31 protein-coding genes are annotated in these 25,863 nt (G+C 63.8%); 14 read left to right on the top strand and 17 right to left on the bottom strand.

The window, feature by feature from the left end; all coding sequences use genetic code 11:
* Nucleotides 1-36 precede the first annotated feature (36 nt).
* The 3 genes from RBB16_RS09545 to RBB16_RS09535 all read left to right on the top strand — a co-directional run bounded on the left by RBB16_RS09545 (nucleotide 37) and on the right by RBB16_RS09535 (nucleotide 2,045).
* Nucleotides 37-666, top strand: coding sequence for a LysE family translocator (locus RBB16_RS09545; protein WP_306045943.1), 630 nt, complete (start codon nucleotides 37-39; stop codon nucleotides 664-666).
* A gap of 90 nt (nucleotides 667-756) precedes the next feature.
* Nucleotides 757-1,425 carry a DUF2927 domain-containing protein gene (locus RBB16_RS09540; RefSeq protein ID WP_306045942.1) on the top strand — a complete coding sequence of 223 codons (669 nt, stop codon included), beginning with the start codon at nucleotides 757-759 and terminating at the stop codon, nucleotides 1,423-1,425.
* 80 nt (nucleotides 1,426-1,505) lie between these two features.
* A complete protein-coding gene (locus RBB16_RS09535; protein WP_306045941.1) occupies nucleotides 1,506-2,045 on the top strand; it encodes an adenine phosphoribosyltransferase in 540 nt (179 codons plus the stop codon).
* Here the strand turns inward: RBB16_RS09535 and RBB16_RS09530 are convergent.
* The 11 genes from RBB16_RS09530 to coxB all read right to left on the bottom strand — a co-directional run bounded on the left by RBB16_RS09530 (nucleotide 2,042) and on the right by coxB (nucleotide 12,066).
* The gene (locus tag RBB16_RS09530) at nucleotides 2,042-2,818 is read right to left on the bottom strand and encodes a hypothetical protein (RefSeq protein WP_306045940.1); all 777 of its coding nucleotides are present in this window, start codon (nucleotides 2,816-2,818) and stop codon (nucleotides 2,042-2,044) included. The genes RBB16_RS09535 and RBB16_RS09530 overlap by 4 nt on opposite strands.
* A gap of 245 nt (nucleotides 2,819-3,063) precedes the next feature.
* A complete protein-coding gene (locus tag RBB16_RS09525) occupies nucleotides 3,064-4,485 on the bottom strand; it encodes an FAD-binding oxidoreductase (RefSeq protein ID WP_306045939.1) in 1,422 nt (473 codons plus the stop codon).
* Between the two features lie 9 nt (nucleotides 4,486-4,494).
* Nucleotides 4,495-5,079 carry a GNAT family protein gene (locus RBB16_RS09520; protein ID WP_306045938.1) on the bottom strand — a complete coding sequence of 195 codons (585 nt, stop codon included), beginning with the start codon at nucleotides 5,077-5,079 and terminating at the stop codon, nucleotides 4,495-4,497.
* Nucleotides 5,079-6,341, bottom strand: coding sequence for a pitrilysin family protein (locus RBB16_RS09515; protein WP_306045937.1), 1,263 nt, complete (start codon nucleotides 6,339-6,341; stop codon nucleotides 5,079-5,081). Before RBB16_RS09515 ends, RBB16_RS09520 begins: the two co-directional genes overlap by 1 nt.
* Nucleotides 6,338-7,726 (bottom strand): threonine synthase, encoded by a 1,389-nt coding sequence (thrC, locus tag RBB16_RS09510; RefSeq protein WP_306045936.1) that lies wholly within the window; start codon nucleotides 7,724-7,726, stop codon nucleotides 6,338-6,340. The genes RBB16_RS09515 and thrC overlap by 4 nt, the downstream gene beginning before the upstream one ends.
* A 16-nt stretch (nucleotides 7,727-7,742) precedes the next feature.
* On the bottom strand, nucleotides 7,743-8,420 hold the full coding sequence (locus RBB16_RS09505; protein WP_306045935.1) for an SURF1 family protein: 678 nt from the start codon (nucleotides 8,418-8,420) through the stop codon (nucleotides 7,743-7,745).
* Nucleotides 8,421-8,564: 144 nt separating this feature from the next.
* Nucleotides 8,565-9,380, bottom strand: coding sequence for a cytochrome c oxidase subunit 3 (locus tag RBB16_RS09500; RefSeq protein WP_071688514.1), 816 nt, complete (start codon nucleotides 9,378-9,380; stop codon nucleotides 8,565-8,567).
* 20 nt (nucleotides 9,381-9,400) lie between these two features.
* Entirely contained in the window at nucleotides 9,401-9,976 is a 576-nt protein-coding gene (locus RBB16_RS09495; RefSeq protein WP_071688515.1) for a cytochrome c oxidase assembly protein, read from the bottom strand.
* Nucleotides 9,973-10,167, bottom strand: a complete 195-nt coding sequence (locus RBB16_RS09490) for a hypothetical protein (RefSeq protein WP_071688516.1) — start codon at nucleotides 10,165-10,167, stop codon at nucleotides 9,973-9,975. The genes RBB16_RS09495 and RBB16_RS09490 overlap by 4 nt, the downstream gene beginning before the upstream one ends.
* A gap of 1 nt (nucleotide 10,168) precedes the next feature.
* Entirely contained in the window at nucleotides 10,169-11,107 is a 939-nt protein-coding gene (cyoE, locus tag RBB16_RS09485; RefSeq protein ID WP_306045934.1) for a heme o synthase, read from the bottom strand.
* 71 nt (nucleotides 11,108-11,178) lie between these two features.
* Nucleotides 11,179-12,066 carry a cytochrome c oxidase subunit II gene (coxB, locus tag RBB16_RS09480; RefSeq protein WP_306045933.1) on the bottom strand — a complete coding sequence of 296 codons (888 nt, stop codon included), beginning with the start codon at nucleotides 12,064-12,066 and terminating at the stop codon, nucleotides 11,179-11,181.
* A 183-nt stretch (nucleotides 12,067-12,249) separates the two neighbouring features.
* Here coxB and tldD point away from each other — a divergent pair, with 183 nt between their 5' ends.
* From tldD to dprA, 3 genes are all read left to right on the top strand, one after another.
* Nucleotides 12,250-13,674 (top strand): metalloprotease TldD, encoded by a 1,425-nt coding sequence (gene tldD / locus RBB16_RS09475; protein WP_306045932.1) that lies wholly within the window; start codon nucleotides 12,250-12,252, stop codon nucleotides 13,672-13,674.
* Nucleotides 13,675-13,774: 100 nt separating this feature from the next.
* Nucleotides 13,775-14,266 carry a GNAT family N-acetyltransferase gene (locus tag RBB16_RS09470; RefSeq protein WP_306045931.1) on the top strand — a complete coding sequence of 164 codons (492 nt, stop codon included), beginning with the start codon at nucleotides 13,775-13,777 and terminating at the stop codon, nucleotides 14,264-14,266.
* Nucleotides 14,267-14,310: 44 nt separating this feature from the next.
* A complete protein-coding gene (gene dprA, locus RBB16_RS09465) occupies nucleotides 14,311-15,507 on the top strand; it encodes a DNA-processing protein DprA (protein ID WP_306045930.1) in 1,197 nt (398 codons plus the stop codon).
* On the opposite strand, the gene RBB16_RS09460 is transcribed toward dprA, so the two are convergent.
* Nucleotides 15,474-15,905, bottom strand: a complete 432-nt coding sequence (locus tag RBB16_RS09460; protein WP_306045929.1) for a hypothetical protein — start codon at nucleotides 15,903-15,905, stop codon at nucleotides 15,474-15,476. The genes dprA and RBB16_RS09460 overlap by 34 nt on opposite strands.
* A gap of 121 nt (nucleotides 15,906-16,026) precedes the next feature.
* Here RBB16_RS09460 and topA point away from each other — a divergent pair, with 121 nt between their 5' ends.
* From topA to RBB16_RS09445, 3 genes are all read left to right on the top strand, one after another.
* Nucleotides 16,027-18,630: a type I DNA topoisomerase gene (gene topA, locus RBB16_RS09455; RefSeq protein WP_306045928.1), complete on the top strand. Its 2,604-nt coding sequence runs from the start codon at nucleotides 16,027-16,029 to the stop codon at nucleotides 18,628-18,630.
* A 108-nt stretch (nucleotides 18,631-18,738) separates the two neighbouring features.
* Complete coding sequence (locus RBB16_RS09450) at nucleotides 18,739-19,332, top strand: nitroreductase (RefSeq protein WP_306045927.1); 594 nt, start codon at nucleotides 18,739-18,741, stop codon at nucleotides 19,330-19,332.
* On the top strand, nucleotides 19,329-20,033 hold the full coding sequence (locus RBB16_RS09445) for an EI24 domain-containing protein (RefSeq protein WP_306045926.1): 705 nt from the start codon (nucleotides 19,329-19,331) through the stop codon (nucleotides 20,031-20,033). The genes RBB16_RS09450 and RBB16_RS09445 overlap by 4 nt, the downstream gene beginning before the upstream one ends.
* Here the strand turns inward: RBB16_RS09445 and RBB16_RS09440 are convergent.
* On the bottom strand, nucleotides 20,005-20,283 hold the full coding sequence (locus tag RBB16_RS09440; RefSeq protein ID WP_306045925.1) for a DUF1467 family protein: 279 nt from the start codon (nucleotides 20,281-20,283) through the stop codon (nucleotides 20,005-20,007). The two genes, RBB16_RS09445 and RBB16_RS09440, sit on opposite strands and share 29 nt — an antisense overlap.
* Nucleotides 20,283-20,687 (bottom strand): methylmalonyl-CoA epimerase, encoded by a 405-nt coding sequence (gene mce / locus RBB16_RS09435; protein ID WP_071688526.1) that lies wholly within the window; start codon nucleotides 20,685-20,687, stop codon nucleotides 20,283-20,285. Before mce ends, RBB16_RS09440 begins: the two co-directional genes overlap by 1 nt.
* A gap of 150 nt (nucleotides 20,688-20,837) precedes the next feature.
* Between mce and RBB16_RS09430 the strand changes: the two genes are divergently transcribed.
* Complete coding sequence (locus tag RBB16_RS09430; protein WP_306045924.1) at nucleotides 20,838-21,557, top strand: response regulator; 720 nt, start codon at nucleotides 20,838-20,840, stop codon at nucleotides 21,555-21,557.
* On the opposite strand, the gene RBB16_RS09425 is transcribed toward RBB16_RS09430, so the two are convergent.
* Both RBB16_RS09425 and RBB16_RS09420 read right to left on the bottom strand, forming a co-directional pair.
* Complete coding sequence (locus RBB16_RS09425) at nucleotides 21,554-22,273, bottom strand: GNAT family protein (protein ID WP_306045923.1); 720 nt, start codon at nucleotides 22,271-22,273, stop codon at nucleotides 21,554-21,556. The two genes, RBB16_RS09430 and RBB16_RS09425, sit on opposite strands and share 4 nt — an antisense overlap.
* Nucleotides 22,274-22,338: 65 nt before the next feature.
* Nucleotides 22,339-22,962, bottom strand: a complete 624-nt coding sequence (locus RBB16_RS09420) for a DUF1501 domain-containing protein (protein WP_371931232.1) — start codon at nucleotides 22,960-22,962, stop codon at nucleotides 22,339-22,341.
* A gap of 63 nt (nucleotides 22,963-23,025) precedes the next feature.
* On the opposite strand from RBB16_RS09420, the gene RBB16_RS09415 reads away from it, so the two are divergent.
* Nucleotides 23,026-23,688: a hypothetical protein gene (locus tag RBB16_RS09415; RefSeq protein ID WP_306045922.1), complete on the top strand. Its 663-nt coding sequence runs from the start codon at nucleotides 23,026-23,028 to the stop codon at nucleotides 23,686-23,688.
* On the opposite strand, the gene RBB16_RS09410 is transcribed toward RBB16_RS09415, so the two are convergent.
* A complete protein-coding gene (locus tag RBB16_RS09410; protein WP_306045921.1) occupies nucleotides 23,675-23,884 on the bottom strand; it encodes a DUF6471 domain-containing protein in 210 nt (69 codons plus the stop codon). The two genes, RBB16_RS09415 and RBB16_RS09410, sit on opposite strands and share 14 nt — an antisense overlap.
* A gap of 102 nt (nucleotides 23,885-23,986) precedes the next feature.
* Between RBB16_RS09410 and RBB16_RS09405 the strand changes: the two genes are divergently transcribed.
* The 3 genes from RBB16_RS09405 (at nucleotide 23,987) to RBB16_RS09400 (ending at nucleotide 25,863) form a co-directional block, all read left to right on the top strand.
* Complete coding sequence (locus RBB16_RS09405; protein ID WP_306045920.1) at nucleotides 23,987-24,949, top strand: IS1595 family transposase; 963 nt, start codon at nucleotides 23,987-23,989, stop codon at nucleotides 24,947-24,949.
* Nucleotides 24,950-25,019: 70 nt separating this feature from the next.
* On the top strand, nucleotides 25,020-25,358 hold the full coding sequence (locus RBB16_RS20665; protein WP_371931231.1) for a DUF4258 domain-containing protein: 339 nt from the start codon (nucleotides 25,020-25,022) through the stop codon (nucleotides 25,356-25,358).
* Nucleotide 25,359: 1 nt separating this feature from the next.
* Nucleotides 25,360-25,863 carry a helix-turn-helix transcriptional regulator gene (locus RBB16_RS09400; protein WP_306045919.1) on the top strand — a complete coding sequence of 168 codons (504 nt, stop codon included), beginning with the start codon at nucleotides 25,360-25,362 and terminating at the stop codon, nucleotides 25,861-25,863.

The following is a 25,863-nucleotide window of genomic DNA, read 5'->3' as shown; positions in this document are numbered from 1 at the left end:
GGGGCTTGCTGCGACGAGAACCATTCGGAGCCCTCCATGTCCCTCGATCTCTGGCTGGCCTTTGTCGCCGCCTCGACCGCCCTGTTGATCATCCCAGGCCCCACGGTCCTGCTGGTCCTGTCCTATGCGCTGAGCCAGGGGCGCAAAGTCGCCGTCGCCTCTGCCGCCGGGGTGGCGCTTGGGGATTTCGTGGCGATGACCGCCTCTTTGCTGGGTCTTGGCGCCTTGGTGCTGGCCTCGGCCACGCTGTTCACGGTGCTGAAATGGGTGGGCGCGGTGTACCTCATCTGGCTGGGGATCAAACTGATCCGGTCGGCGGGTGGCGCAACCCTGACAGAGCTGCCGGAAACCCACCGGATCACGCCCGCGCGGGTCTTTGGCCATAACGCGGCGGTCACGGCGCTCAATCCGAAATCCATCGCCTTCTTCATCGCCTTCGTGCCCCAGTTCCTGCGGCCCGAGCAGCCGCTGCTGCCGCAATTCGCCATTCTGATCGGCACATTCGTTGCGCTGGCAGCGCTGAACGCTCTGGCCTATGCGCTGCTGGCCGATCAATTGCGGTCCCGCATCGCGCGCCCCGGCACCATCGCCTGGCTGACCCGTGCGGGCGGGGCGACGCTGATCGGGATGGGGGTTCTGACCGCCAGCCTGCGCCGTGCGACCTGACCAAAAGGGCGAGTCCGGACCGCAACAGCCCCGCGCAGATCGTGAACGTCCGGCTTGCCGGAGCCACGGGCTTGCGGCATCCCTTTGCCCATGATCCTGCGCCTGACATTTCTAGCGGCCCTCATCATCCTGCCCACGATGACCGTGGCGCAGGAATTCATTACCGTGCCCCGCCGCCTGTCCGATGACGCGTTTTACCGGCTGGTGGCCTGCGCCGCGCCGCCCGGTGGCCCCTGCGGTAAGCCAGAAATCCGCTGGGCCGAGGAACGGCGCGTATCGCTGACCGTGGGCATCGCCCAGATCGACGCGGGCTTTCCGACCTACAAGCTCGATCTCGTGGATGACGCCATCGACCGGGCGATTGCCCAGATCAACGCGTCGGGTGCCTATCTGGTGCTGGAACGGATCTATGAGGGCGAAGCTGATATCTCGCTATTCCTGCTGGACACCGAACAGGGCGGGATCATATCGGGCACCGGCAACGCCGAGCTGGACGGGTCGGACCTTGCCATCGGGCGCGTTGCCATCCGATCCATCGGCGGTGAGATTCAGGAGGCCGCCATCGCCATTTCCCGCGACATCCAGAGACGAGAGGTCGCCAGCGTGGTGCTGGAGGAGCTGGTGCAGGCGCTCGGCCTGCCCACGGATATCCAGTCGCCCGCTTACCCGGACTCGATCTTCAACGAGAACTCCAACGCCGTGGTCTGGCTGCGTGGGCAGGATGCCATGGCCCTGCGGCGACATTACCCGCGCCTGTAACCGCGAAAAGGGGCTGCACCCATCCCCGCTGGCCGCTATGTTGGCCCCCGCTGAACCTTAGCCATGAAAGGCCCGCTCTGATGCTCGATCAAAAGGTGGTCGCGGACTATATCCGCACGATCCCGGACTTCCCCCATGAAGGCATCATGTTCCGCGATGTGACGACGCTGTTTCTCGATCCGCGCGGCTTCCGGCTGGCGATCGACCAGCTTCTGGCCCCCTTCGTCGGGCGGCGCATCGACAAGGTGGCAGGGCTGGAGGCGCGGGGGTTTATCCTGGGCGGCGCGGTGGCGCACCAGCTGTCCGTGGGCTTCGTGCCGATCCGCAAGAAGGGCAAGCTGCCGGGCCAGACCATCGAGCAGGATTACACGCTGGAATATGCCAGCGCGACGGTCGAGATCCATGACGATTGCCTGCAACCGGGGGAAACCGTGCTGCTGGTCGATGACCTCTTGGCCACGGGCGGCACCGCCGAGGCCGGGATCAAGCTGATCGAACGGTTGGGCGCGCAGGTGGTGGGCACCGCTTTCGTGGTGGACCTGCCCGATCTGGGCGGGCGCAAGCGGCTGGAGGCCATGGGCATGTCCGTCCATACACTATGCGCCTTCGAGGGCGACTAGAGCCGCTTGCGGCGGCGGATCTCCTGCCACAGCTGCATCACCGACCAGGCGCTTTTGCCGACAATCTCGCCATCCAGGGCCACGCAGGACATGGCATCGGGGCAAGCCAGCCGCGTGCGGGCCTGTTCGGCTGTGCGAATATGGTCCAGCCGCGACAGGACCCCGGCCTCGCGGCCCATGGTCAGCAGGGTCTCGGCACGGCTTCGATTCCGGTCGCCATGTCCCAGGGTCTGGATCACCAGCCCCGGCCCCAACTGCGCTGCCCTGCTCCGCCAGTCCTGTGGCAACAAGGGCAGCGCCACCGGCCCCTGCAGGACCAGCCCCCAAAGCTGCATTCCGCCAAGCGTCTGGTCGACCACCCGGTAGCTCTGGCGGCGCAGCTCCGCGCGCATGTCCGGATCGTCCGTGTTGCGGAGCAGCATCAAAAGCGACGAGAACCCATAGTAACGCGCCCAATCCTCGGCGACGCGCAGAAGCGCCCCGATGCCCACGCTCCGCCCGGCTGTCGCATCGACCCGCAGGCATTCGATCACCACCGACTGGTCGGCCTGCCGGATCGGGCGCCATGTTGCGCGACCCGGAATGAACTCGATGAATCCACGCAAGGGAGGGCGCAGCATGCGCACCTGAAGCCCCTCGGTCAGCCGGTCAATCAGCCAATCCCGCCCGGTTGGCAGATCCGGTCCGGCAAGACCCTGCTCAAGGCTCAGAAACCCGGTTCTGTCCAGGTTCGGCGGGGAAACGGTTATGACATTTCGCGGCACCCGCGCCATCGGGGCGATCCCTTGTCCGTTGCGGCCTGTGTTCCCACAGCCTAGCCGCACAGCCCGGAAATCCGCCTTGATCTGACGCAAATGCGCGGCCGAGCGTCCCGTGAAAAAAGCCTGAGGCTTTACGATTGCTTAACCATTGGCCGGTTAGAAGGGAGCTGTTCGTCACTCACGAACATTGTTGCTTGCTAACTCAAGACCCCAAGACGCCCCGTCACCCCCGGCGGGGCGTCACCCTTTCCGAGGCGTTACTCAGCCCGCAGAACCGCGCCGGGGTTCATGATGCCGACAGGGTCCAGCGCCGCCTTGATCGCCCGCATCGCCGCAAGGCTGGCCGGGTCGCCATAGCGTTCCAGATCGCCCACTTTCAGCCGCCCGACCCCGTGTTCGGCAGAGACCGAGCCGCCCATCCGATGCACAAGGTCGTGGATCAGCCCCTTGACCTCTTCGCGCCGGTCGAGCCAGTTCTCACGTGCATCTCCTACAGGTGGGAACACGTTGTAGTGAAGGTTCCCGTCCCCAAGATGACCGAAGGCATTGATGCGCACCGGCCCCAGATGCGCCACGCTCTGCCGGCCTTGCGCAAGAAAGTCCGGGATCGCGCCAATGGGCACGGAAATATCATGGCTGGAGATTGCCCCGACCCTCTTGTTGGCCTCCGGGATCGATTCCCGGATCGCCCAGAACTCCTGCCGCTGCGTCTCGGATCGGGAAATCAGCCCGTCCTGCACCAGCCCGGCCTCGGCTGCAGCCTCGAAGAGGGTCATCAGTGCCTCGCCCGCAGATTGCCCCTTCGGCAAGCCAAGGTCGATCAGGCACATCCAGGCGGGTTTGTCTGCGAAGGGCTGGCGGATATCCGGTCCGACCTCGTCCAGAAACTCCAGCCCGGCGCGGGCAATCAGCTCGAACGCCGACAGCCCATCCCCCACCAGATCGCGCGCCGTGTCGAGCAGGCGCAGCGCATCGGCGGGGCTGTCCACCACCATCAGCGCGGTGGCCTGATCGGCGGGCCGGGGCACCAGCCGCAGGCAGGCGGCGGTGATGATGCCAAGCGTGCCCTCCGCCCCGATCAGCAAATGGCGCAGGTCATAGCCGAGGTTGTCCTTGCGCAGCCCTTTCAGCCCGTGCAGCACCTCGCCCGTGGGCAGCACCGCCTCGACCCCCAGAACCAGATCGCGGGCATTACCATAGCGCAGCACGTTCACGCCGCCCGCATTGGTCGACAGCAGCCCGCCGATCCGGGCAGAGCCTTCGCTGGCCAGCGACAGGGGGAAGAGTTTGCCCGCCTCCTCCGCAGCCGCCTGCACATCGGCCAGGATCGCACCGGCCTCGACCGTCAGCGTGCCTGCCAGCGGGTCCAGCCCGCGCGTGGCCGTCATGCGTTCCAGGCTGATCACCAGCGGCGCGGGGCCATCCCACGCCACCTGCCCGGCAACCAGCCCGGTGCCGCCGCCATAGGGCACCACCGGCACCCGAGCGGCGACCGCGTGGCGGACCAGTGTTGCGACCTCATCCGTGCTGCGCGGACGGGCGAGCGCCCCGGCCTGACCGTGGTAGAGGCCACGGGGTTCGGACAAGTAGCGCGGCTCTGCCTCGCTCAGCACCCCCTCGGGCAGATTGGTGGCAAGTCGGGCGACAAAGGCAGAATCGGCGGGGTTAAGCTGGGTCATCACCGTCCCCTAACCTGCGTCGGACCGTCCGCGCCGGTCATTCCTCAGCATGGCGTAGAGCACATGATTGCGCCAGCGCCCGTTGATCTGCAGATAGCTTTGCGCCACGCCTTCATATTTGAACCCCGCCTTTTCCAGCACCCCGCGCGAGGGCGCGTTTTCCGGCAGGCAGGCGGCCTCCAAGCGGCTGAGGTCGAGGTCGCGGAAGGCATAATGGGCCACCGCCTGAATGGCCTCCAGCATATAACCCTGTCGTTGAAACGGAGCGCCGATCCAATAGCCAAGCGTGCCCGCCTGTGCCGGTCCGCGACGGATATTGTCCAGCGTGATCGCCCCGACAAGCGCGTCATCGGTCCGGCGGATCAGGAACAGCGGCACCGCGCTGCCATTGCCCATGGATCGTTGCGCCCAGTAGACCCGGTTGGTGAAGCTTTTGCGGGTCAGATGATCGGCGGCCCAGGTGGGTTCCCAGGGGTGCAGGAAGTCGGCGGAATGGTCCCTCAGGCTGGCCCAGGCCCGATAATCCGAATGAACCGGAAGGCGCAGGCTCATGCGCTCGGTTTCAATGCGGAGTCTCTTCTTGCGGGCAATCATCAGGCGGCCAGACGCTCCACCAATTCGGCAACGCGGGGGCCACGGTCCACGGGACCATAGAGCGCCATGGCAGCCCGGCCCGAGCCGACAAGTGCCGCCGCATGGTCGCGCACGGCGGCGCGGTCAACGGCGTCGATCCGGTCGATGCTTTCCTGAAGCGGTGGCACCCGGTCCCAGATCGCCACCAGCCGCGCCAGACGTTCAGCGCGGGCCGAAGGGCTTTCCAGCCCCATCAGCATGCCGGCCTTCATCTGCGCGCGGGCGCGGTCGATTTCCGCCTCGGTCAACCCGTCAACGGACCGGCGCACCTCTTCTATGGTAAGGTCCGACAGCGCGGCCAGATCCTCCCCTCCCGTGCCCGCGTAAATCGTCATCAGGCCGGTGTCGTCATAGGCCCCGACCTGGCTGAAGATCGTGTAGCACAGGCCCCGCTTTTCGCGGATTTCCTGAAAGAGCCGCGAGGACATGCCGCCGCCAAGCGCGGTGGCGTAGATCTGCGCGGTGTAGATATCGTTGGACCGATAGCCGGGGGCTTCCAGTGCAAGGGTGAAATGCGCCTGTTCCAGCTGTTTCACCTCGCGCCGTTCACCACCATGGAAGACACCGGGCAGTGCGGAGGAGACCTTGACAGCAGGCAGATAACCAAAGGCCGCTTCGGCCAGCCGCACGATTTCTTCATGGTCCACGGCCCCGGCGGCAGAGAGGATCATCTGTCCCGGCCCGTAATGCTCCGCCACGAAGCGTTGCAGGTCGGGCTTGTCGAAGGCCTTCACCCGGTCCACCGGCCCCAGAATGGTTCGGCCAAGCGGCTGTTCGGGATAGGCCACCTCTTGCAGCCAGTCGAAGATGATGTCGTCGGGCGTATCGAGCGCCTGCCCGATTTCCTGAAGGATAACCCCGCGTTCCACCTCGATCTCTCGCGGGTCGAAAACCGGGTTCAGCAGGATGTCGGAAATCAGGTCCATCGCCAGCGGCACGTCATCCTTCAGGACGCGGGCGTAATAGGCGGTGACTTCGCGGCTGGTATAGGCGTTGATGTATCCGCCCACATCCTCGATTTCCTCGGCGATCTGCAGGGCGGACCGCCGCTTGGTGCCCTTGAAGGCCATATGTTCGAGGAAATGGGCAATGCCGTTCTGTTCGGGCAGTTCGTGCCGCCCGCCCGCGTTGACCCAGATGCCGATGGCCGCCGATTGCAGCGCCGGCATATGCTCGGTCACCACGCGAAGACCATTGGCGAGGGTATGAAGCTGCACGGTCAAGCGGCGCGCTCCTTCCGGACAAGGGCCTGCAGGGCGGCAAGGTCGTTCTCCACGCGGGTCACCCGTTCTTCCCGGTCGAAGAGGTCCGCCATGCGTGCGGGCAGGCCGGGGCGGATGCCGCTGGCTTTCTCGACCGCATCGGGGAATTTCGCCGGGTGGGCGGTGGCGAGCGTGATCATCGGCGTGGCGCCCAGATGGTCCTGCGCAACATGGACGCCGACGGCGCTGTGCGGGCACAGAAGCTCGCCAATTTCCGCGTTTGCGCGGGTGATCATGCCAAGCGTTTCCTCCTCCGAGCAGCGACCCGAGGCGAAGAGCCCGCGCAGCCGTTCCAGCGCGCCCTGCGAAATCCTGAACCCGCCCTGCGTCTTCAGTTCCTCCATCAGCTGCGCCACCGCCCCGCCGTCGCGGTCGTAGACATCGAAGAGCGCCCGTTCGAAGTTGGAGGAGACCTGGATATCCATCGACGGGCTGATCGAGGGGGTGACACCGTGGGTCTCGTAGGCCCCGCCCGACAAAGCCCGGTGCAGAATGTCGTTCTGGTTGGTGGCGATGACGAGCTGATCAATCGGCAGCCCCATGCGCTTGGCGATGTAGCCTGCGAAGATGTCGCCGAAATTGCCCGTGGGCACGGTGAAGCTGACCGCGCGATGCGGCGCGCCGAGCGACACGGCAGCGGTGAAATAATATACGACCTGCGCCAGAACCCGCGCCCAGTTGATCGAGTTCACACCCGCAAGATGCACCTCGTCGCGGAAGGCATGGTCGTTGAACATGTCCTTCAGCCGCGCCTGGCAATCGTCGAAGTCGCCGGTCAGGGCGAGGGCATGGGCATTGGCCTCGCTGACCGTCGTCATCTGGCGGCGCTGCACGTCGCTGACGCGGCCATGAGGGAAGAGGATGAAGACATCGACATTGTCGAGGCCCCGGAACGCCTCCATCGCCGCGGACCCGGTATCGCCGGAGGTCGCGCCGACGATCGTCACGCGCTTGCCGGACCGGCTGAGAGACGCCTGAAACAGCTGGCCAATGAGCTGCATGGCGAAGTCCTTGAAGGCCAGCGTCGGCCCGTGGAACAGTTCCAGCAGGAAATGGTTGGGGGCCAGTTGCACCATCGGCGCACGGGCGGCATGGCCGAACCCCGCATAGGCGCGCGCGATGATGTCGGTAAATTCCTCATCCGTGAAGGCATCGCCGATGAAGGGGCGCATCACGCGGAAGGCGACCTCTTCATAGCTCAGACCCGCCAGCGCGGCGATATCGGCATGGCTCATAGCCGGGATCTCGGCGGGCACGTAAAGCCCCCCGTCGCGGGCCAGCCCGGTCAGCATCGCTTCTTCAAAACTCAGGTCCGGGGCTGTTCCCCTTGTCGAGACATAACGCATGGGTAATTCAGTGCCTTCAGTTCGCTCGCCTGCTGATACGCCAGACGAGGTAGAGTGTCATCCCCAACCACACGGCTGCCAGCAGAAACCACGTGATCGCGTAGGACAAGTGGTCGTTTGGAATCGCGCCGCTGTCCACGGGGAAGGGCGTCACGCCAAGGTCAGTTTGCGGCGGATCGCGCAAAACCAGCAGGACGGGTTCGGTATTCAGGGCCTCCGCCATGGCGGGAATGTCGCGGGCGAACCAGATTCCGGCCTCCAGATCGGGTTCCGGGGTCTGATTGCCGATCTCATCGGGCCAATGCAGGTTGCCCACCAGATCGGCTTGGATGTCGCTCTCGCGGAGCGTCAGCCGGTCGGTTTCGCGCACGAAGCCCATGTCGATCAGAATGCGCCGCCCGTCCTCGGTCTCGAAATCGCGGATGATGCGAAAGACCGGCCCGGCATTGCGGAGCGAGGCGAGGATGGTGATCTCTCCCTCGCCGATCGTACCGGAGACGGCCACTGGAAGGAACTGGTCCCGGTCCTCGGTCGGGGTGTCGGGCAGGTCCACGGGCGCGGCCACGATCCGCGCGTCGATATCGGCCAGCAGCGCCTGTTTCCACGCCAGCCGGTCCACCTGCCAGAAGCCGAGCTTGAGCAGGATGGCACAACCCACCACCCCGAACAGCAAAGGCAAGATCACCCGTTTCATGTCATCCGTCCCCGACAGGAAAAGGCCGACCCCGTGGCCGGCCCTTTGGTTTTGTTCCAAGGCAGTTGCACCCGTTTACCATCACCCGGCAAGACCACGCATCGCCGGATCATGTCAGGCCGCCCCGCACAGGCGGCCCGAAGCTTACAGGGTCGACTGACCCCAGATGTAGACGGCGAAGAACAGGAACAGCCAGACGACGTCCACGAAGTGCCAGTACCAGGCAGCGGCCTCGAACCCGGCATGACGCTCGGGCGTGAAATCCCCCGCGATGGCGCGGAACAGGCAGACGGCCAGGAAGATCGTCCCGATGATCACGTGGAGGCCGTGGAACCCGGTGGCCATGAAGAAGGTGCCGTAGAAGCGGTCGCCACCGAAGCTCCAGCCTTCATGGGCGATCAGTTCCCAGTATTCATAGGCCTGGAGGGCGGTGAAGAACAGGCCGAGGATGATGCCGATGGACAGGCCCCAGATCAGATCCTTGCGGTTGTTTTCATGCACAAGCGCGTGGTGGGCCCAGGTCACGGCACAGCCCGACAGCAGCAGAACCAGCGTGTTCATCAGCGGCAGGTGGAAGGCATCGACCACGTGAATGTCAGGGGTCACATAGGTGGAGCCCTCATATTCGCTCATCGGGTAGAGCATGTGCTTGAAGAACGCCCAGAACCACGCGAGGAAGAACATCACCTCCGAGATGATGAACAGGATGAAGCCATAGCGCAGACCGATCCGCACCACGGGGGTGTGGTCGACACCGCCATTGCCCTCGGCGACCATGTCCTTCCACCAGCCGAACATGACGTAGAGAACACCGACAAAGCCGATGGCAAACAGCCACGGGCCGCTGCCCGAGATCCACAGGACCGCACCGAACAGCATCAGGAAGGCCGCGACGGCCCCCAGGAACGGGTAAATCGAGGGTGTGAGAATATGATAGTCGTGGTTTTTAGCGTGGGCCATTTTGCGCGGTCCTTCCGTGGTCACTCACTGTCGCCATCTAGCGCGGCGTATTCGTCTTCGGGCAAGTCCGTTTCGTAGAACGTATAGGACAAGGTTATTGCGGGGATGTGGCTGGCTTCCGGATCATCGACGATCTCGGGGTCCACATAGAAGGTCACAGGCATTTCCACCCGTTCGCCGGGGTCGAGGATCTGCTCGGTAAAGCAGAAGCACGCGATCTTGGAGAAATAGCCGCCCGCCACATAGGGTGTGACGTTATAGGTCGCGGTTCCGGCAATCGGCCGGTCTGTGGGGTTATAGGCGGTATAGAAGGCCATTCCGGTTTCGCCGATGCGGATCTCCATCGGTTCGGACGGCGCTTCGAATTCCCATTCCATGTTGTGATCCAGCGACGCGTCGAAGCGGATCAGGATGGTCTGGTCGAGAATGACATCGCTGCCGGTTTCAGACACCGAAGTGGTGCCGCCGAACCCGGTGACGCGGCAGAACAGATCGTAAAGCGGCACCGAGGCGAAGCCGAGCGCCAGCATGAAGCTGACCACGCCGACCAGCTTCCACACGGTCTTGCTGTAGTTCGGAGTCGGCTGATCGGTCATTGGCTTTCCCCCTCGCTTTGCGTGATCGACGGGCGCACCGAATGATCGAACGCCTCGACGGAGCCGCCATTGCGGATTTTGGACATGGTCAGCAGGAAGACGATGGCGACAAACCCCAGAAGGGTCAGCGCAACGCCCAGATTGCGACCGAAACGGCGCTTGTGAATCTCGTGGGTCTCGGTGATCGGCATCTTACCAGCCCCCCAACCCGAAGCTGCTCAGTCCGGCCTCGGCCAGCAATGCGCCGAAATGCAGGAACAGGTAGAGCAGCGAGAAGCGGAAGACCTTCTTCTCGGTCTTGTAGTCGTCGTCCAGCGCCTGTTCTTCGGTCCGCTTCCAGATGTCATAGCCGCCCTTGACGAACATCAGGTTAAGCACCACGGCAGCCGCCATGTAGACCGGCCCGCCGATCGAGGTCAGCCCGGTGGCGATGGCAACAGGGGCCAGTAGCAGGGTGTAGACAAGGATCATCTTGCGGGTGTGCGGCCGGCCATGGGTCACGGTCAGCATCGGCACCTTGGCCTCGTCATAGTCGGACTTCATGAACAGCGCCAGCGCCCAGAAATGGGGCGGCGTCCACATGAAGATGAGCGCGAACATCAGAACGGATTCGACCGACACGCCACCGGTTGCCACCGCCCATCCGATCATCGGGGGGAAGGCACCGGCAGCGCCGCCGATGACGATATTCTGCGGCGTAAGGCGTTTCAGCCAAACCGTGTAGACGACGGCATAAAAGAAGATGGTGAAGGCCAGGAAGGCGGCAGCGAACCAGTTGGCGGCGAGACCCAGCATCACCACGGACAGGGCCGACAGCCAAAGCCCGAGGCTCAAAGCCTCACCGGGGGCCACGCGGCCCGACGGGATCGGGCGCGACTGCGTGCGTTTCATCACCTGGTCGATGTCGCGATCATACCACATGTTCAGCGCGCCCGACGCACCGCCGCCAAGGGCGATGAACAGGATCGCCGTGAAGGCATCGACCGGCGGCACGCCGACCGGCGCGACCATCAGGCCCACGAAGGCCGTGAACACGACAAGCGACATCACGCGGGGCTTGAGCAGGGCGACATAGTCGCCGAACTGCGCCTCTTGCGGGGTGCTGCTGGTATTCGCGGTGAAATCGCTCATCTCGGGCCTGTATCGCTGGATTGGGATTGATCACGGACGGGGACAGGGCCGCCCGTGACCAGTGATCTAGCTTAGTCTTCGACCGAAGCCAGTTCGATATCGCCCGCGATGGAGCCATCCATCAGCGATGCGAAATCGGTGCCGCCACCGGCGAGCCAGGCTTCGTATTCTTCGGTGGTCACGGCCATGACGGTGATCGGCATGAAGGCGTGGTTCAGGCCGCAAAGCTCGGAACACTGGCCGAAATAGATGCCTTCGTTGCCTTCATCGACCTCGAACCACAGTTCCGCCAGACGGCCCGGAACACCATCCTGCTTCACACCGAAGGAGGGGATCGTCCAGCTGTGGATCACGTCGGATGCGGTCACCTGCATCACGATGGTCTGACCGGTCGGAACCACGACGGCGGTGTCGGTGGCCAGCAGGTATTCATCCTGGCTGTAGCCATGCGCTTCCAGTTCGTCGCGGGCCAGCATGTAGCTTGCGAAGTCGATATCGGTGCCGGGGTATTCGTAGCTCCAGTACCACTGGTGGCCAGTGGCCTTGATCACCACGTCGCCTTCCGGAATCTCCTGCTGGTTGAACAGGACCGGCAGCGAGAAGGCGCCGATGAACACAAGGATGCCAAGCGGCACCAGCGTCCAGGTCACTTCGATCGGGGTGTTGTGGCTGAAGGTTGCCGGGGTCGGGTTGGACCGCGCGTTGTAGCGCAGGATGACCCAGACCAGCAAGGCCAGCACGAAGATACAGATCGCGGCGATGATGTAGAGGATCATGCCATTGAGGAAATGGATCTGCTCGGCCAGGCTGGTGGCCGCAGGCTGCCAACCGATACCAGCCGGTTCCGGCGCGCCGATGACTTCCAGTCCTTCGGGTGCGGTTTGCGCGGCGGCCATGCCAGCGGCGAATGTTGCACCAATACCGGCCCAGAGGCCGTTCAGCTTCTTGAGAAGTTGCATTCTTATCGTCCTGTCCTTGCGGGGATCGGCCGGATCGGCCACGCTCACCCCCGTTGCGTCTATCTGGTGTAGAACCATATAGATGGGATCGTGACAAGACAGTGGTGAAAAATGTCTCACCTCGTTGATTGTCCGGTTTTGGTTGACACAGATCATTTTCGGCTTGGAAAGGTCCCTCCCCCCATGACCCAAAGCGCTGCCTTCCGCCCCTTCGAGACCCAGCTCGACAAGGACGCGGCCCTGTCCATCCTGCGCGCGGCAACCGACGGGGCCGATGACGGAGAACTGTTTCTGGAGCGCAAACGCTCGGAAATGCTGTTGTTCGACGATGGACGGGTCAAAACGGCCAGCTATGACGCCTCCGAGGGGTTCGGCCTGCGCGCCGTGCGGGGCGAGGTCGCGGGCTATGCCCATTCCACCGAGATCTCAGAGGCCGCGCTGATCCGTGCATCGGAAACCGCGCGTCTGGCTGTGGGCGAGGGTGGAGGCACCTGGGCCGATGCGCCGCAGGCCACGAATCGCCGTCTCTATACAGACGCGGACCCGATGGCAGGGGCGGGATTCGGGGCCAAGCTGGATATTCTTAAAGAGGTCGACGCCTACGCCCGCGGGCTGGACCCTCGGGTTGTGCAGGTCTCGGTCAGCCTTGCCGCCTCGCATCAGGAGGTGGAAATCCTGCGCCCCGATGCGGTGCATGTGACGGACGCGCGCCCGATGATCCGCGTCAACGTCTCGGTCATCGTCGAGGAAAACGGACGCCGCGAATCCGGCAATGCGGGCGGCGGGGGCCGGGTAGAGCTTGGGGACTGGCTCGACCTGGAGAACTGGCAGGCGCTGGCGCGCGAGGCGCTGCGGATCGCGGTGGTGAATCTCGGCGCGGTTCCGGCCCCGGCGGGCATCATGGACGTGGCGCTTGGCCCCGGCTGGCCCGGCATCCTTCTGCACGAGGCCGTGGGCCACGGGCTGGAGGGCGATTTCAACCGCAAGAAGAGTTCCGCCTTTGCGGGCCTCATGGGCAAACAGGTGGCGGCAAAGGGCGTGACCGTGCTCGATGACGGCACCATCCCCGACCGGCGCGGCTCGATCACAGTGGATGACGAGGGCACGCCGTCCTCCAAGACAGTGCTGATTGAGGACGGTATCCTCGTGGGCTTCATGCAGGACCGGCAAAACGCCCGGCTGATGGGGGTGCCCGCCACCGGCAACGGACGGCGCGAAAGCCATTCCCACGCCCCCATGCCGCGCATGACCAACACCTATATGCTCGGGGGCGACACCGCCCCCGGCGATATCGTGGCCGAGGTCAAGGACGGTATCTATGCCGTTGGCTTCGGCGGCGGGCAGGTCGATATCACCAACGGTAAGTTCGTGTTCAGCTGCACCGAGGCCTACCGGGTCGAAAACGGCAAGGTCGGCGCGCCGGTCAAGGGCGCGACCCTGATCGGCGACGGGGCCACCGCGCTGAACCAGATCCGCGCCATCGGCAATGACATGGCGCTCGATCCCGGCATGGGCACCTGCGGCAAGGCGGGCCAGTGGGTGCCGGTCGGGGTGGGCCAGCCGACCCTGCTGATCGGCGGGTTGACCGTCGGCGGTTCGGCAGCATGAGACCCTGCGTCTGCGGACTGCTGCGGGCCGATGCGATGAGGACATTCCGGCGTGCGGGCGATGGCCGGGCGTCACATTCTTGCGCGCCGCTGACAGCCTGATGACGTCCCTGCCCCCGCTTCGCCCCGCGCGCGCCGAGGATGTTCCGGCGCTGGCCCGGCTCTGGCACGCGGGCTGGCACGAGGCCCATGCCGCCTACACACCGCCTTCTCTGACGGCCCTCAGGACGGAAGAAGACTTTGCCCGGCGTCTTGTCGCCCTGCTGCCCGACACGATCATGGCGGGTGACGATCCCGCGCTTGGCTTCTGTGCGATCCGCGACGATGAGATCTACCAACTATACGTGGCGCCGGAAGCCCGTTCGAACGGGCTTGCCGCCCGGTTGCTGGCCGATGGCGAGGACCGGTTGGCGCGGCGCGGTGTCGGGCTGGCGCGGCTGGATATCGGGGTTGGAAACCACCGCGCGGCACGCTTCTATACGCGGCAGGGCTGGGAAGAAACCGGCGCAGGCGAGGCCGAAGTGGACAGCTCTGCCGGACCCTTCCGCCTGAAGCTGCGCTTCTTTGCCAAACGCGTTGCTCTCGACCCGTAAACCGCCTGTTAACCCTTTGCCGCCTAGCCTTCCGACTCATGTGGATGGACAGCGACACAGGGTTTCATGAGGCGGCGACCGCCTATCGCCCCGGCCCCTCGGCCGACAATGCCGACCGGCTGGCACGGCTGCGGCTGATCCGGTCGCGCCGGGTGGGGCCTGCCACCTTCCGGCGGCTGCTGGCGGAACATGGCAGCGCGAACGCGGCCCTTGCCGCCTTGCCGGAGGTTGCGAAACAGGCCGGGGTCGAGGCGTACGAGGTCTGTTCGGAGGCCGCGGCGCTGGCAGAGGTCAAGGCCGCAAAGCGTGTGGGTGCGCGAATGCTCGGCCTTGGCGATCCGGGTTTTCCCGCCGATCTGGCCGATTGCGCCGATGCGCCACCGATCCTCTGGGCGCTCGGCGACACGCGGCTGCTGGACCGCCCGATGCTGGCCATGGTCGGCACCCGCAATGCCTCCTCCCTTGGCAGCCGCATGGCGCGCAAGCTGGCAGGCGAGCTGTCGGAGGCAGGGTTTGTCATCGTCTCGGGCCTTGCGCGCGGCATCGACGCGCTGGCCCATCACGCGGCATTGGCAAAGGGCACAATCGCCGTGCAGGCGGGCGGGCTCGACGTGATCTACCCGGCCGAAAACACCGAGCTTGCGCATGACATTGCCAAACAGGGCCTGCGCCTGTCCGAACAGCCCTTCGGGCTGGACCCGCAGGCCCGCCATTTCCCGCAGCGAAACCGCATCGTGTCGGGGCTTGCCCGCGCCGTGATCGTGGTAGAGGCCGCGGCGCGGTCCGGCTCGCTCATCACCGCCCGGAACGCACTCGATCAGGGGCGCGAGGTTCTGGCGGTGCCGGGTCACCCGATGGATACCCGCGCCTCGGGCTGCAACAGGCTGCTGCGCGACGGGGCCACGTTGGTGCGCAATGCCGAAGACGTGATCGAGGCCATCGGCCCGGCGGAACAGCCCACCCGCCAAAAGCGCCTGCCGCTTGCGGATATCCCCGAGCTGCCCAAACAGCCGGAACGCGACTGGCGCGACCGGGCGGCGCTCAATTCCCGCATCCTGTCCCAGCTTGGCCCCGCCCCCGTGGCGGAGGACCAATTGCTGCGCGATCTGGGCATCAGCCCGTTCGAGGCCGCCGCCGTCCTGTCCCGAATGGAGCTGGAGGGGGCCGTGCAGCGTCAGCCCGGCGGGCTGATTTCACTGGCCGACGCTCAGCACAGAGGTTCGGGGAAGAAATCCCCGTAGTTGCGGCAGTCCCAGCCCCACCACCAGGCATCTGTCGCGCCGATGGAATACTCGACGATCTGCCAATAGGTGCCGGGTCGGTACAGGTACGCCTGCACCGTCGGCCCGTCGATCAGGTCGGGGGGGATGCCCTCGACCGTCACCAATGGCGAGGACGCCAGGTCAATCGGCGCGCCGCCCGGGCGCTGTGCGGTCAGGTTGGCGACTGCCCGGCGGCCGTCGACCAACAGCGTCTCGACCACGAATTCCACCGGCCCGCCGAAACGCGGTTCCACATCGCGGCGGAGCACATCGAGAATCTCGGCGCGCAGGGCGCTGCCGCGCGGGGGCTCGACCGGGTCGGCAAGGGCCATGGGGGCAAGGCAAATCGAAAGGGCCAGGGTCAGAAGAAATCTCATGCGGAAAATCCTTGCGGTTGAATGGCCGCATTGTCTTTTTCCGATAGCGCATTGACAAGCCCTGCCAGAGCGACACATGTTCCCGCGCCACCCGTTATCCGTTGTCCAGAGGTCATTTTGAATGCCAGTCGTCGTCGTCGAATCCCCGGCTAAAGCCAAGACAATCAACAAATATCTCGGGGATGACTTCACCGTTCTGGCCTCTTACGGCCATGTGCGCGACCTGCCGCCGAAGGATGGGTCGGTCGACCCGGATCAGGATTTCGAGATGCTGTGGGAGGTCGGAAACGACTCGAAAAAGCATGTCAAAGCCATCGCGGATGCGCTCAAAACCGATGACAAACTCATCCTCGCGACCGACCCCGACCGCGAGGGCGAGGCGATCTCGTGGCATTTGCAGGAAGCCCTGACCAAGCGCCGCGCGATCAAGAAATCGACCGAAGTCAGCCGGGTGGTGTTCAACGCGATCACCAAGACCGCCGTGACCGAGGCGATGAAGAACCCCCGGCAGGTGGATGAACCGCTGGTTGAGGCCTATCTGGCCCGCCGGGCGCTCGATTACCTCGTGGGCTTCAAGCTGAGCCCGGTCCTGTGGCGCAAGCTGCCGGGCGCGCGATCTGCCGGGCGTGTCCAATCAGTCTGCCTGCGGCTGATCGTCGAACGCGAGATGGAGATCGAAGCCTTCAACCCGCGCGAATACTGGTCGGTGCGGGCGGTTCTGGAAACCCCGCGCGGGCAGACCTTCGAGGCACGGTTGACGGTACTGGGCGGCAAGAAACTCGACCGCTACGACCTCGACAACCAGGCCGCCGCGACCATGGCCGTACAGGCGGTGTCCTCGCGGGCGCTTTCCGTCGCATCGGTCGAAGCCAAGCCCTCGACCCGCAATCCCTCTGCCCCCTTCATGACCTCGACCCTACAGCAGGAAGCCAGCCGCAAATTCGGCTTCGGCGCGCGCCAGACGATGAACGCGGCGCAGCGGCTCTATGAGGCCGGGCACATCACCTATATGCGGACTGACGGGATCGACATGGCGCCCGAGGCGGTCAGCGCCGCCCGCGATGCGATCAAGGACCGATACGGGGCCGAGTACCTGCCCGGAAGCCCCCGCATCTACAAGAACAAGGCCAAGAACGCGCAGGAAGCGCACGAATGTATCCGCCCCACGGATATGTCGAAGGATCCCGCCAGCCTGCGCGTGTCGGAGGCCGATCAGAAAAAGCTCTATGACCTCATTTGGAAGCGGACCATCGCCAGCCAGATGGAGGCCGCGCGGCTGGAACGCACCACGGTCGATATCAGCAGCGATGACGAACAGGTCGTTCTGCGCGCCACCGGGCAGGTGGTGATGTTCGACGGGTTCATGAAGGTCTATGAGGAAGGCCGTGACGACGATGCCGGGTCCGATGAGGACCGCCGCCTGCCGCAGATCAGCCAGGGCGACAAACTGGGGAAAGTTGGCCGCGCGATGGCCGACGAACATGCCCGCCTGACCGCCGACGGCAAGGCTCTGATGTCGGACGATGGCGCGATTCTGGGCCAGCAGCATTTCACGCAGCCGCCCCCGCGCTACACCGAGGCGACGCTTGTGAAAAAGATGGAGGAGCTCGGCATCGGGCGGCCCTCCACCTATGCCTCGGTCATCACCACGATTCAGGACCGCGAATATGTGCGGAAAGACAAAAACCGCCTGTTCCCGGAGGATAAGGGCCGGATCGTCACGATCTTCCTGCTGAACTTCTTCCGTAAATATGTGGGCTACGAGTTCACCGCCGAGTTGGAAGAGGAGCTTGACGAAATCTCCGCCGGTGATCTGGATTACAAGGCGGTTTTGACGAAGTTCTGGCGTGATTTTTCCGCCGCGATTGCCGAAACGTCCGAGCTGCGGATCACCGAGGTGCTGGACAAGCTCGACGAGGCGCTGGCCCCGCAGCTTTACCCGCCCCGTGAAGATGGCACCGACCCGCGTCAATGCCCGCTTTGCGGCGAGGGCAGTCTGCATCTGAAAACCTCGCGCACCGGCGGGTTCGTTGGTTGTTCCCGCTACCCCGAATGCCGCTACACCCGCCCCATTGGCGGCGATGCGGATGCGCAGGCGGGCGACAAGGTGCTTGGCTATGATGAGGGCGAGGCCGTCACCCTGCGCTCGGGCCGCTTCGGGCCTTACGTGCAGAAGGGCGAAGTTACCGAGGACAACAAGAAGCCGCCGCGCGCGAGCCTGCCCAAGGGGTGGTCTGCCGACGCGATGGACCTGGAAAAGGCGCTGACACTGCTCAGCCTGCCGCGCGAAATCGGCCCGCACCCGGAAGACGGCAACATGATCAGCGCCAATTTCGGCCGCTTCGGGCCTTACGTGATGCATACGGCGGCAGATGCCGAGAAGCCCACCTATGCCAACCTGCGCGACCCCAATGACGTGTTCGAGATCGGCATGAACCGGGCAGTGGAGCTGTTGGCCGAGAAACGCTCTCGCGGGCCGGGCCGGGGCCGCACGGCGGTCGCACCGCTCAAAGAACTGGGCGAGTACCCGGATCGCGGCGGCGCGGTCAATGTGATGGAGGGCCGCTACGGGCCTTACGTGAAATGGGAAAAGGTGAATGCCACCATCCCCAAGGACGTGAAGCCCGAGGATGTGACCATGGAGATGGCCATCGAGCTGATCGTAGAGCGCGAGGCCAAGGGCGGCAAGAAGAAGCCCGCCCGCAAGAAAGCCGCGAAGAAGTAGGGTTCGGAGGCCTTTCAGGCACAAAAACCGGCATGGCGGGACGGGACGGGTTGAACTCCGCCCCATCCTTGCCGACATGTCTGGGACCCGTTCCAGATGAAAGCCGACATGCCCGATATTGCCCCCCTTTCCGCCCGCCCCGAGGTGCTCGATTTCCTGCTGACCCGCCGGTCGCGGCCTGCCAAGACGCTGACCGACCCGGTGCCGGATCGTGCGACGGTGCAGACCCTTCTGACCGCCGCTGCCCGCAGCCCCGACCACGGCAAGCTGGAGCCCTGGCGCTTCATCGTGCTGGAACGGGAGGCCAATCTGCGACTGGCGGCGCTGACGCGGGATTGTGGTCCTGCCGCCGGGGTCGAGCCCGAGAAGGTGGAGAAAAACGCGAAGTCGTTCGAGGACGCGCACCTTGTCGTGGCCGTGGTCGCCAGCCCGAAACCGTCCGACAAGGTGCCCGAGGTTGAACAGGTGCTGAGCGCCGGGGCCGTCTGCCTGGCCCTGGTGAACGCGGGCCTCGCTGCCGGATGGGGTGCCAACTGGCTGACCGGCTGGATGGCTTTTGACAGGGTTTTTCTGACACAGGGTCTGGGGCTGAGTGAAACCGAATTCGTCGCGGGCTTCATCCATCTGGGCACGGAAACCAACGTCCCCCCGGAACGCCCCCGCCCGGATTTGTCAGCGATCACCACCTGGGTAAGTAAATGATTTTCAATGATTTCCTGAAGGCGGTCCGGCAACTTTCCGACCCGCGCTTCCTGCGTGTTCTGCTGATGGGGCTGGCGCTGACCATCGGCTTGCTGGTCGGCATCTACTGGCTCTTCGCCACGGCCATCGGCTGGCTGGTCCCTGACACTCTGACCCTACCCTGGATCGGAGAGATTGGCGGCATCGACGCGGCCCTGTCTTGGGCGGCCATTCCGGTGATGCTGGTCGCCTCGATCTTCCTGATGGTGCCCGTGGCCTCGGCCTTCATCGGCATTTTCCTCGAACAGATCGCCGATGCGGTGGAGGACCGCCACTATTCGGGCCTACCGCCCGCCCGCCAAGTGGGTCTTGCGGAGGGGCTGCTGGATGCCGTCCATTTTCTGGGCGTGGTGATCGGCGTCAACCTCGTGGCGTTGATCGCCTATATCCTCTTCGCCCCCATTGCGCCGATCCTGTTCTGGGTGGTGAACGGGGTGCTACTGGGCCGGGAATACGCGCAGCTTGTGGCGCTGCGCCGCAATGACGCGGAGGGGGCGGCGCGGTTTCGCAAACGCCACCGCACCCAGATTTTCGCCGCAGGCGTACTGATGGCCGTACCGCTGACGATCCCGGTCGTGAACCTGCTGGTCCCGATCCTGGGCGCGGCCACCTTCACGCATCTCTATCACCGGCTTAGTCGAGGTGACCGCCGAACCGGGTGAACAGATCGAAACTGTCGACGGTGATGCGCCCGGACAGGATCAGCGCCACCAGCACAGCCCAGATCGGCAGCGACACCAGGGTGGTGATCAGGAATTTCTTCTTGATCTGGATGTTATCCGGCGCGGAGGCGGGCGTGCCGGGCACGACATTGCCCGTGTCGCCTTGGGTTTTCAGGCGCAGCGGCAACACGATGAAGAGCGTCATGAACCAGACGACCGCCAGGAGGACAAGGGAGGTAAACCAGCCCATCAGACCTGCTCCAGCTCGACCAGAGTGCCGGTGAAATCCTTGGGATGGAGGAACAGAACCGGCTTGCCATGGGCGCCGATCTTGGGCTCTCCGCTGCCCAGAACCCGCGCGCCCGAGGCTTTCAGCTGGTCGCGTGCGGCCAGGATATCCTCGACCTCGTAGCAGATATGGTGAATGCCGCCCGAGGGGTTCTTTTCCAGAAACCCGTTGATCGGGCTGTTGTCGCCAAGGGGATAGAGCAGCTCGATCTTGGTGTTGGGCAGCTCGATGAACACCACGGTCACGCCATGGTCAGGCTCGTCCTGCGGCGGGTTCACCTTGGCGCCGAGCGTGTCGCGGTATTGGGCCGCTGCCGCCTCCAGGTCGGGCACCGCAATCGCCACATGGTTCAACCGTCCGATCATGTCGTCACTCCTTTGTCTCTCGCTTGCGCTGCATATGGGGCCGGGAATGGGGGGTTGGCAAGCGGCCCTTCGCCGCGCCCCTGCCATTAACCCTCTGTCAACCTTGGGCGGGTCTAATGGGTGTCAGAATCGCCTTGGGGGCTTTTGGACATGGACACCGACACTCGCAGACCGGATGAGGAGATCCCGTTTTACCACCCGATACCGACGGCGGACCGCCCGCTTGCCGGGCTGACCGTTCTGGTTGTCGAAGACAGCCGCTTCGCGTCAGAGGCGTTGCGCCTGATGTGCCTGCGCTCCGGCGCGCGGATCAGGCGGGCCGATTGCCTGGCCTCGGCGCATCGTCACCTGAACACCTACCGGCCAAGCGTGGCCATCATCGACCTGGGTCTGCCCGACGGGTCCGGGCTCAGCCTCATCGACGAAATGCACCGCACCAGCCCGCGGGTTCCGGTGCTGCTGGCAACCTCGGGGGCCGAACGGCAGGCCGCCGCGCGGGCTGCCGGGAACGCCGGGGCAGACGGGTTTTTGCCGAAACCGGTGGACAGTCTCAGCGCCTTCCAGACCGAGATATTGAATCATCTTCCGCCCGAGATGCAGCCGCGCGGCCCACGTGCCGTTGCGACGCAGCTGCTCTGCCCCGACCGGCTGGCCCTCAGGGATGATCTGACCCATGCGCTCGAATTGCTCGATCAGGACAGGCTGCCCGCGGACTACCTGCGGCGCTTTCTGTTGGGCATCGCCCGCAGCGCCAAAGATGTCGGCCTGCTGGAAACCGCCCGTGCCCTGCCCTCTCAGCTGGCCCATGCCGACCGCGCCAATCTGCGCGCCCTGCTGGCCGACAGGGTGGCGGGGATGGAGCCGGTCTAGGGGCGGCCAAGCAACGGATCGGACCCCGCGCGCACAAGCCGCGTCAGGTCGGACAGGGCCTCCTTCTGGGTTCCATCGGCCCGGAAATTGGATGGCGACAACCATGCCTGAAACGCCTCGCGCAAGGCAGGCCATTCCTTGTCGATACAGGCGAACCAGGCCGTATCCCGGTTACGGCCCTTGACGATGGTGGCCTGCCGGAAGATGCCCTCATAGCTGAAGCCGAGCCGCTGCGCCGCCCGGCGCGACGGCATGTTCAGCGCATCGCATTTCCATTCGAACCGCCGATAGCCCGCCTCGAACACCCATTCCATCATCAAAAACAGCGCCTCGGTCGCGGCCCGCGTCCGCTGAAGCTCCGGCGCGAAATTGATATGGCCCACTTCGATCACGCCCACCTCCAGCGTGATCCGCAGATAGCTCGCCACCCCGCCGAACTGCCCGCTGTCCCGATTTTGCACCGCGTAAAACAGCGGATCGTCCCCGGCGGTGATCTGGCGAATCCAGCGGTGATAGGCGGCGGCTGAGGAAAACGGGCCGTAGGGCAGGTAATCCCAGATCGCATCATCGGCGGAATTGGCCCGGTGCAGATCGGCGGCATGGGCGTCGGCGTCGAGTCGCACAAGCCGTGTGTAGCGCCCCTCCAACGGCTTCATGGTTGGGCGCGGCGGTGCGGTCCAGCCGGTCAGCCTGGTCCCGAACGTCTTGTCTGTCATCTCCGTCTCCACCCCGGTTTCGGCAAGGAGCAGAAGACGGGATCACGCGGCGAAGCGCAAGCGACTCAGCGCAGCAGACCCGGATCAGGCCCCAGGTCGAGCCCCGGAAAAATCTGCCCCTCTAGCGCCGCCCGGTCCGAGCCGAAGAGCCCCGCCATCGCCCATGCCGCATAGGCGCGCACATCGCGGGTGGGCATCAGGTCGCGATCCGCGAACAGGTCGCCCTGCCCCAGACCGGGCCAGTCGCCAAGAACGCGTCCGCCGTTCAGCGCCCCGCCCGCCATCACCAAGGCGCTGCCGGTGCCATGATCGGTGCCCGCCGAGCCGTTCTGGCGGACCGTACGTCCGAACTCGGTCATTGCCAGCACCACCGTCCGATCCCAATCAGGGCCGAGCCCGCTGCGCAGCTCCGATATCGCGCTGGACAGATGCCGCAACGCCCCGCCCATCCGGTTCACCTGCCCGCGATGCGTATCCCACCCGCCAAGCGAGAAACTGGCGATCCTTGCATCCTCACGCAGCCGCTCGGCGGCAAAACTGGCCAGCGAGCGGGCCGTGACCGAGCGGTTGGACGCGGCGATGCTGTCCGCCATTGCTTCCATCATCTCGCCGTCCTCCATGTCCCCGCCCTCGAAAGAGCCATGCAGAAGGTCGGAATAGAACTCCGCGGCCTTATGTATCAAACGCACCAAGCGGAGGCGAGGTATGATTAGGACTCCACGAATCCGGGTGGGGCGTCCAGTATCACCGCCATGTTTCAGCGGTTCAAATCTGCCACCTCAAAATTGTACGGCCTCGCCAGCCTTGCCGTTTTCTTTATCGGGATATCCGGAATTCCCGGCGACATCGACCAGTGGCGGCGCTGGTACATGGCGATGATTGAGCACCCGACAGTTGAATGGCTGGCACAAGCAACGGTTGAGATAGCGCAGGTCGTCAATCTTTGGCCCGTCAGGGTTGCCTTGATGGTTATTGGCCTCACTATGCTAGCGTGGCCAATGCGGCGATTCTGGCGCTTGAGATTGAAAATCAAGGTATGGGGAAAGAGAATGGTGAAGGACCATGTTTGGGTGTCAGATGACGAAGCGCTTGATTATGTCCGTCAGTCGGAATGGGCCAAGCTAAGAGCGCCGCACATCACTGAGGCAAGCCCGCTCACAGCCCTTGCAAACATCAGCCTGCACACCACGCGAACAGTGTCCGGAATGTCCAACAGAGAGCGCGCCTTGGTCAAATTCGACATTTTTCTGAGGTCAACACTGCGAACATTCCAGCGCAACCACCCGGCTGCCGTCCGAGAGTCGGAAGGCCAAAGGGAAACGGAACTAAATACGCTCACAGAGTTTCTGGACGAGGCGCTGGCGCAGGACGTCCAAGAAGAGTTCGGCGGCGTTCCAAATATCACTGTATCCTAAGCTCTCGCGCGCCAATGCCATCAAGGCATTGCAGCAGGAACGCGGCTGTGAACTTGCCGCGCGATAGCTTGTTCCGAATGTTCACCTCTTTCTCTCCGATCCGTTCAGCAAGTTGTGCGTAGGTCACCCCCTGGCGTTTCAACTCGGCCTTCAGAAGGTTCGCGGCCTTCGCTTCCCACTCTGTCTGTGTCGGCATGTATCACCTATGTGCTGAAAGGTATCTTTTTCATTACATAAGGTGTTGTATCCGATACGTCTAGGCACTATATCCGTTACATAAGCAACGGATATGATGACAATGGCCCAGCACTTCCTCCTCTCGGCAGCTTCCCGCACCCTCAGCCTTCGTGCGATCTACAAGGCTGGCGAGGAAGCAGCATACCGCACCTTCTGCGAGATGCGCTGGCCTGAGACCGATGGCGCGGCTGTCTGCCCGCGTTGCGGTTGCTGCGAGACCTACAACATCACCACCCGCCGCAAGTTCAAGTGCAAGGGTTGCTACCACCAGTTCAGCGTGACCTCCGGCACCATCTTCGCCAGCCGCAAGATGGACTTTGTGGACCTGCTGGCCGCGATCTGCATCATCGTGAACGCCTCCAAAGGCGTTTCCATGGTCCAGCTTTCCCGCGATCTGGACTGCCAGTACAAGACCGCCTTCGTGCTGGCTCACAAGCTGCGTGAAGCCATGGCGCGCGAAGTGCAGACCGGCGAAGTTCTGGAAGGTCACGTCGAGGTTGATGGCGCGTATTTCGGCGGTCACGTTCGCCCTGAGAACCGCAAGGAAGACCGCAAGGACCGTCGCCTGAAAGAGAACCAGACCGGCAAGCGTCGCGTGGTCGTCGTCCTGCGTGAGCGCAAAGGCCGCACCCTGCCGTTTGTCACCAAGGCGGAAGCCGAAGGCGTTGCGCTGGTCAAAGAGAACGTCTGCCGTATGGCGTCGATCTCTGCCGACGAAGCCAGCCATTGGGATCTGCTGCACTCTGGCTGGCCCGTGGAGCGCGTGAACCACTCGCAGGCATACAGCGACCACGGCAAGAACACGAACCAAGCGGAAAGCTACTTCTCGCGCCTTCGCCGCATGATCGACGGGCAGCACCACGGCGTTTCCCCGCAGTACCTGCACCAGTATGCGAACCACGCCGCTTGGATGGAAGACAATCGTCGCCAGCCGAACGGCGCACTTGCCCACATGGTCGTTGCCAACGCCATGGGCGCGCCTGTCAGCCGGAACTGGAAAGGATACTGGCAGCGGGCGGCGTGAAAAATATCACGGAAAAGTAACCATTTTGCCGTATTGACGCCGAGGGTACACCTATCATATTGATAGGAACATGAGCAGAAAGCCGGATACCGAACAGAAGGTACTTCCGCTCCGTCAGCGCCCGCACGAGTTCCTGCGGATCGTAAGACGACTAGCGGAAGACTCAACAAACATTGCATGGTCCGAACACGCCAGAGAACGGTTTTCGGAACGTGGCATAACCAACCGGATGGCGCTATCAGTGCTTCGATCCGGTTACATCAGCGGGGACATTGTCCCCGGTAATCGCCCCGGCGAATGGAAAGCGAAGTTGCTTTATCAGATCCCCGGGCGGAGAGAAATGGGAGTTGTCATGATACTAGTCAAGGAGAACAGAATTTTCGTTAAAACTGTGATGTGGGAAGATTGAGATGAAACCACAAAACTTCTGCCTGCCAGATCAAGCCTTGAGCGATGAAGTGCTACACTACACCGATTGTGGCTTGGATAACATCTATCTTTCAAATGGCTTCGAGTACGAATGCCATGATGGGGAGAAGTACCTTACCATCCACAATCTTGATGGCCTTCACGAGGCTATCGGTCTTCACATAGTTTTGGAGAAGAAAGCCCCAAATGGAAAGGAAATCCGTTTCCTAAGAACTGAAATGGGGCTGTCACAGCATGAACTTGGCGCAAAGCTTGGCGTGTCGGATCAAAGCGTGGCGCGTTGGGAAAAGGGCCAAACAGATATTCCCGGTACCGCCGTTTTCGCCTTCAAGGTGCTGTACATCTTTTCTCTAATACCTGATGAACAACGCAATGATATATTGTCTGAGTTCATCCATGCGCTTGATGATCTTGCGCGCTCTGATGAAGTCGGAGACCAAATCAGGCTTGTTTACACTAATGAAAAATGGGCTGACGCCGCCTGA

The organism is Nioella sp. MMSF_3534 (assembly GCF_030732985.1).
Classification (GTDB): Bacteria; Pseudomonadota; Alphaproteobacteria; order Rhodobacterales; family Rhodobacteraceae; genus Nioella.
The sequence above is the reverse complement of the archived record's forward strand: the minus strand, read 5'-3'. Positions and strand labels throughout refer to the sequence as shown.

Coding starts and splice junctions, on each gene's coding strand:
- RBB16_RS09545 (WP_306045943.1), top strand. CDS start 37: ATGTCCCTCGATCTCTGGCTGGCCTTTGTCGCCGCCTCGACCGCCCTG.
- RBB16_RS09540 (WP_306045942.1), top strand. CDS start 757: ATGATCCTGCGCCTGACATTTCTAGCGGCCCTCATCATCCTGCCCACG.
- RBB16_RS09535 (WP_306045941.1), top strand. CDS start 1,506: ATGCTCGATCAAAAGGTGGTCGCGGACTATATCCGCACGATCCCGGAC.
- RBB16_RS09530 (WP_306045940.1), bottom strand. CDS start 2,818: ATGGCGCGGGTGCCGCGAAATGTCATAACCGTTTCCCCGCCGAACCTG.
- RBB16_RS09525 (WP_306045939.1), bottom strand. CDS start 4,485: ATGACCCAGCTTAACCCCGCCGATTCTGCCTTTGTCGCCCGACTTGCC.
- RBB16_RS09520 (WP_306045938.1), bottom strand. CDS start 5,079: ATGATTGCCCGCAAGAAGAGACTCCGCATTGAAACCGAGCGCATGAGC.
- thrC (WP_306045936.1), bottom strand. CDS start 7,726: ATGCGTTATGTCTCGACAAGGGGAACAGCCCCGGACCTGAGTTTTGAA.
- RBB16_RS09505 (WP_306045935.1), bottom strand. CDS start 8,420: ATGAAACGGGTGATCTTGCCTTTGCTGTTCGGGGTGGTGGGTTGTGCC.
- RBB16_RS09500 (WP_071688514.1), bottom strand. CDS start 9,380: ATGGCCCACGCTAAAAACCACGACTATCATATTCTCACACCCTCGATT.
- RBB16_RS09495 (WP_071688515.1), bottom strand. CDS start 9,976: ATGACCGATCAGCCGACTCCGAACTACAGCAAGACCGTGTGGAAGCTG.
- RBB16_RS09490 (WP_071688516.1), bottom strand. CDS start 10,167: ATGCCGATCACCGAGACCCACGAGATTCACAAGCGCCGTTTCGGTCGC.
- cyoE (WP_306045934.1), bottom strand. CDS start 11,107: ATGAGCGATTTCACCGCGAATACCAGCAGCACCCCGCAAGAGGCGCAG.
- coxB (WP_306045933.1), bottom strand. CDS start 12,066: ATGCAACTTCTCAAGAAGCTGAACGGCCTCTGGGCCGGTATTGGTGCA.
- tldD (WP_306045932.1), top strand. CDS start 12,250: ATGACCCAAAGCGCTGCCTTCCGCCCCTTCGAGACCCAGCTCGACAAG.
- RBB16_RS09470 (WP_306045931.1), top strand. CDS start 13,775: ATGACGTCCCTGCCCCCGCTTCGCCCCGCGCGCGCCGAGGATGTTCCG.
- dprA (WP_306045930.1), top strand. CDS start 14,311: ATGGACAGCGACACAGGGTTTCATGAGGCGGCGACCGCCTATCGCCCC.
- RBB16_RS09460 (WP_306045929.1), bottom strand. CDS start 15,905: ATGAGATTTCTTCTGACCCTGGCCCTTTCGATTTGCCTTGCCCCCATG.
- topA (WP_306045928.1), top strand. CDS start 16,027: ATGCCAGTCGTCGTCGTCGAATCCCCGGCTAAAGCCAAGACAATCAAC.
- RBB16_RS09450 (WP_306045927.1), top strand. CDS start 18,739: ATGCCCGATATTGCCCCCCTTTCCGCCCGCCCCGAGGTGCTCGATTTC.
- RBB16_RS09445 (WP_306045926.1), top strand. CDS start 19,329: ATGATTTTCAATGATTTCCTGAAGGCGGTCCGGCAACTTTCCGACCCG.
- RBB16_RS09440 (WP_306045925.1), bottom strand. CDS start 20,283: ATGGGCTGGTTTACCTCCCTTGTCCTCCTGGCGGTCGTCTGGTTCATG.
- mce (WP_071688526.1), bottom strand. CDS start 20,687: ATGATCGGACGGTTGAACCATGTGGCGATTGCGGTGCCCGACCTGGAG.
- RBB16_RS09430 (WP_306045924.1), top strand. CDS start 20,838: ATGGACACCGACACTCGCAGACCGGATGAGGAGATCCCGTTTTACCAC.
- RBB16_RS09425 (WP_306045923.1), bottom strand. CDS start 22,273: ATGACAGACAAGACGTTCGGGACCAGGCTGACCGGCTGGACCGCACCG.
- RBB16_RS09415 (WP_306045922.1), top strand. CDS start 23,026: ATGTTTCAGCGGTTCAAATCTGCCACCTCAAAATTGTACGGCCTCGCC.
- RBB16_RS09410 (WP_306045921.1), bottom strand. CDS start 23,884: ATGCCGACACAGACAGAGTGGGAAGCGAAGGCCGCGAACCTTCTGAAG.
- RBB16_RS09405 (WP_306045920.1), top strand. CDS start 23,987: ATGGCCCAGCACTTCCTCCTCTCGGCAGCTTCCCGCACCCTCAGCCTT.
- RBB16_RS20665 (WP_371931231.1), top strand. CDS start 25,020: ATGAGCAGAAAGCCGGATACCGAACAGAAGGTACTTCCGCTCCGTCAG.
- RBB16_RS09400 (WP_306045919.1), top strand. CDS start 25,360: ATGAAACCACAAAACTTCTGCCTGCCAGATCAAGCCTTGAGCGATGAA.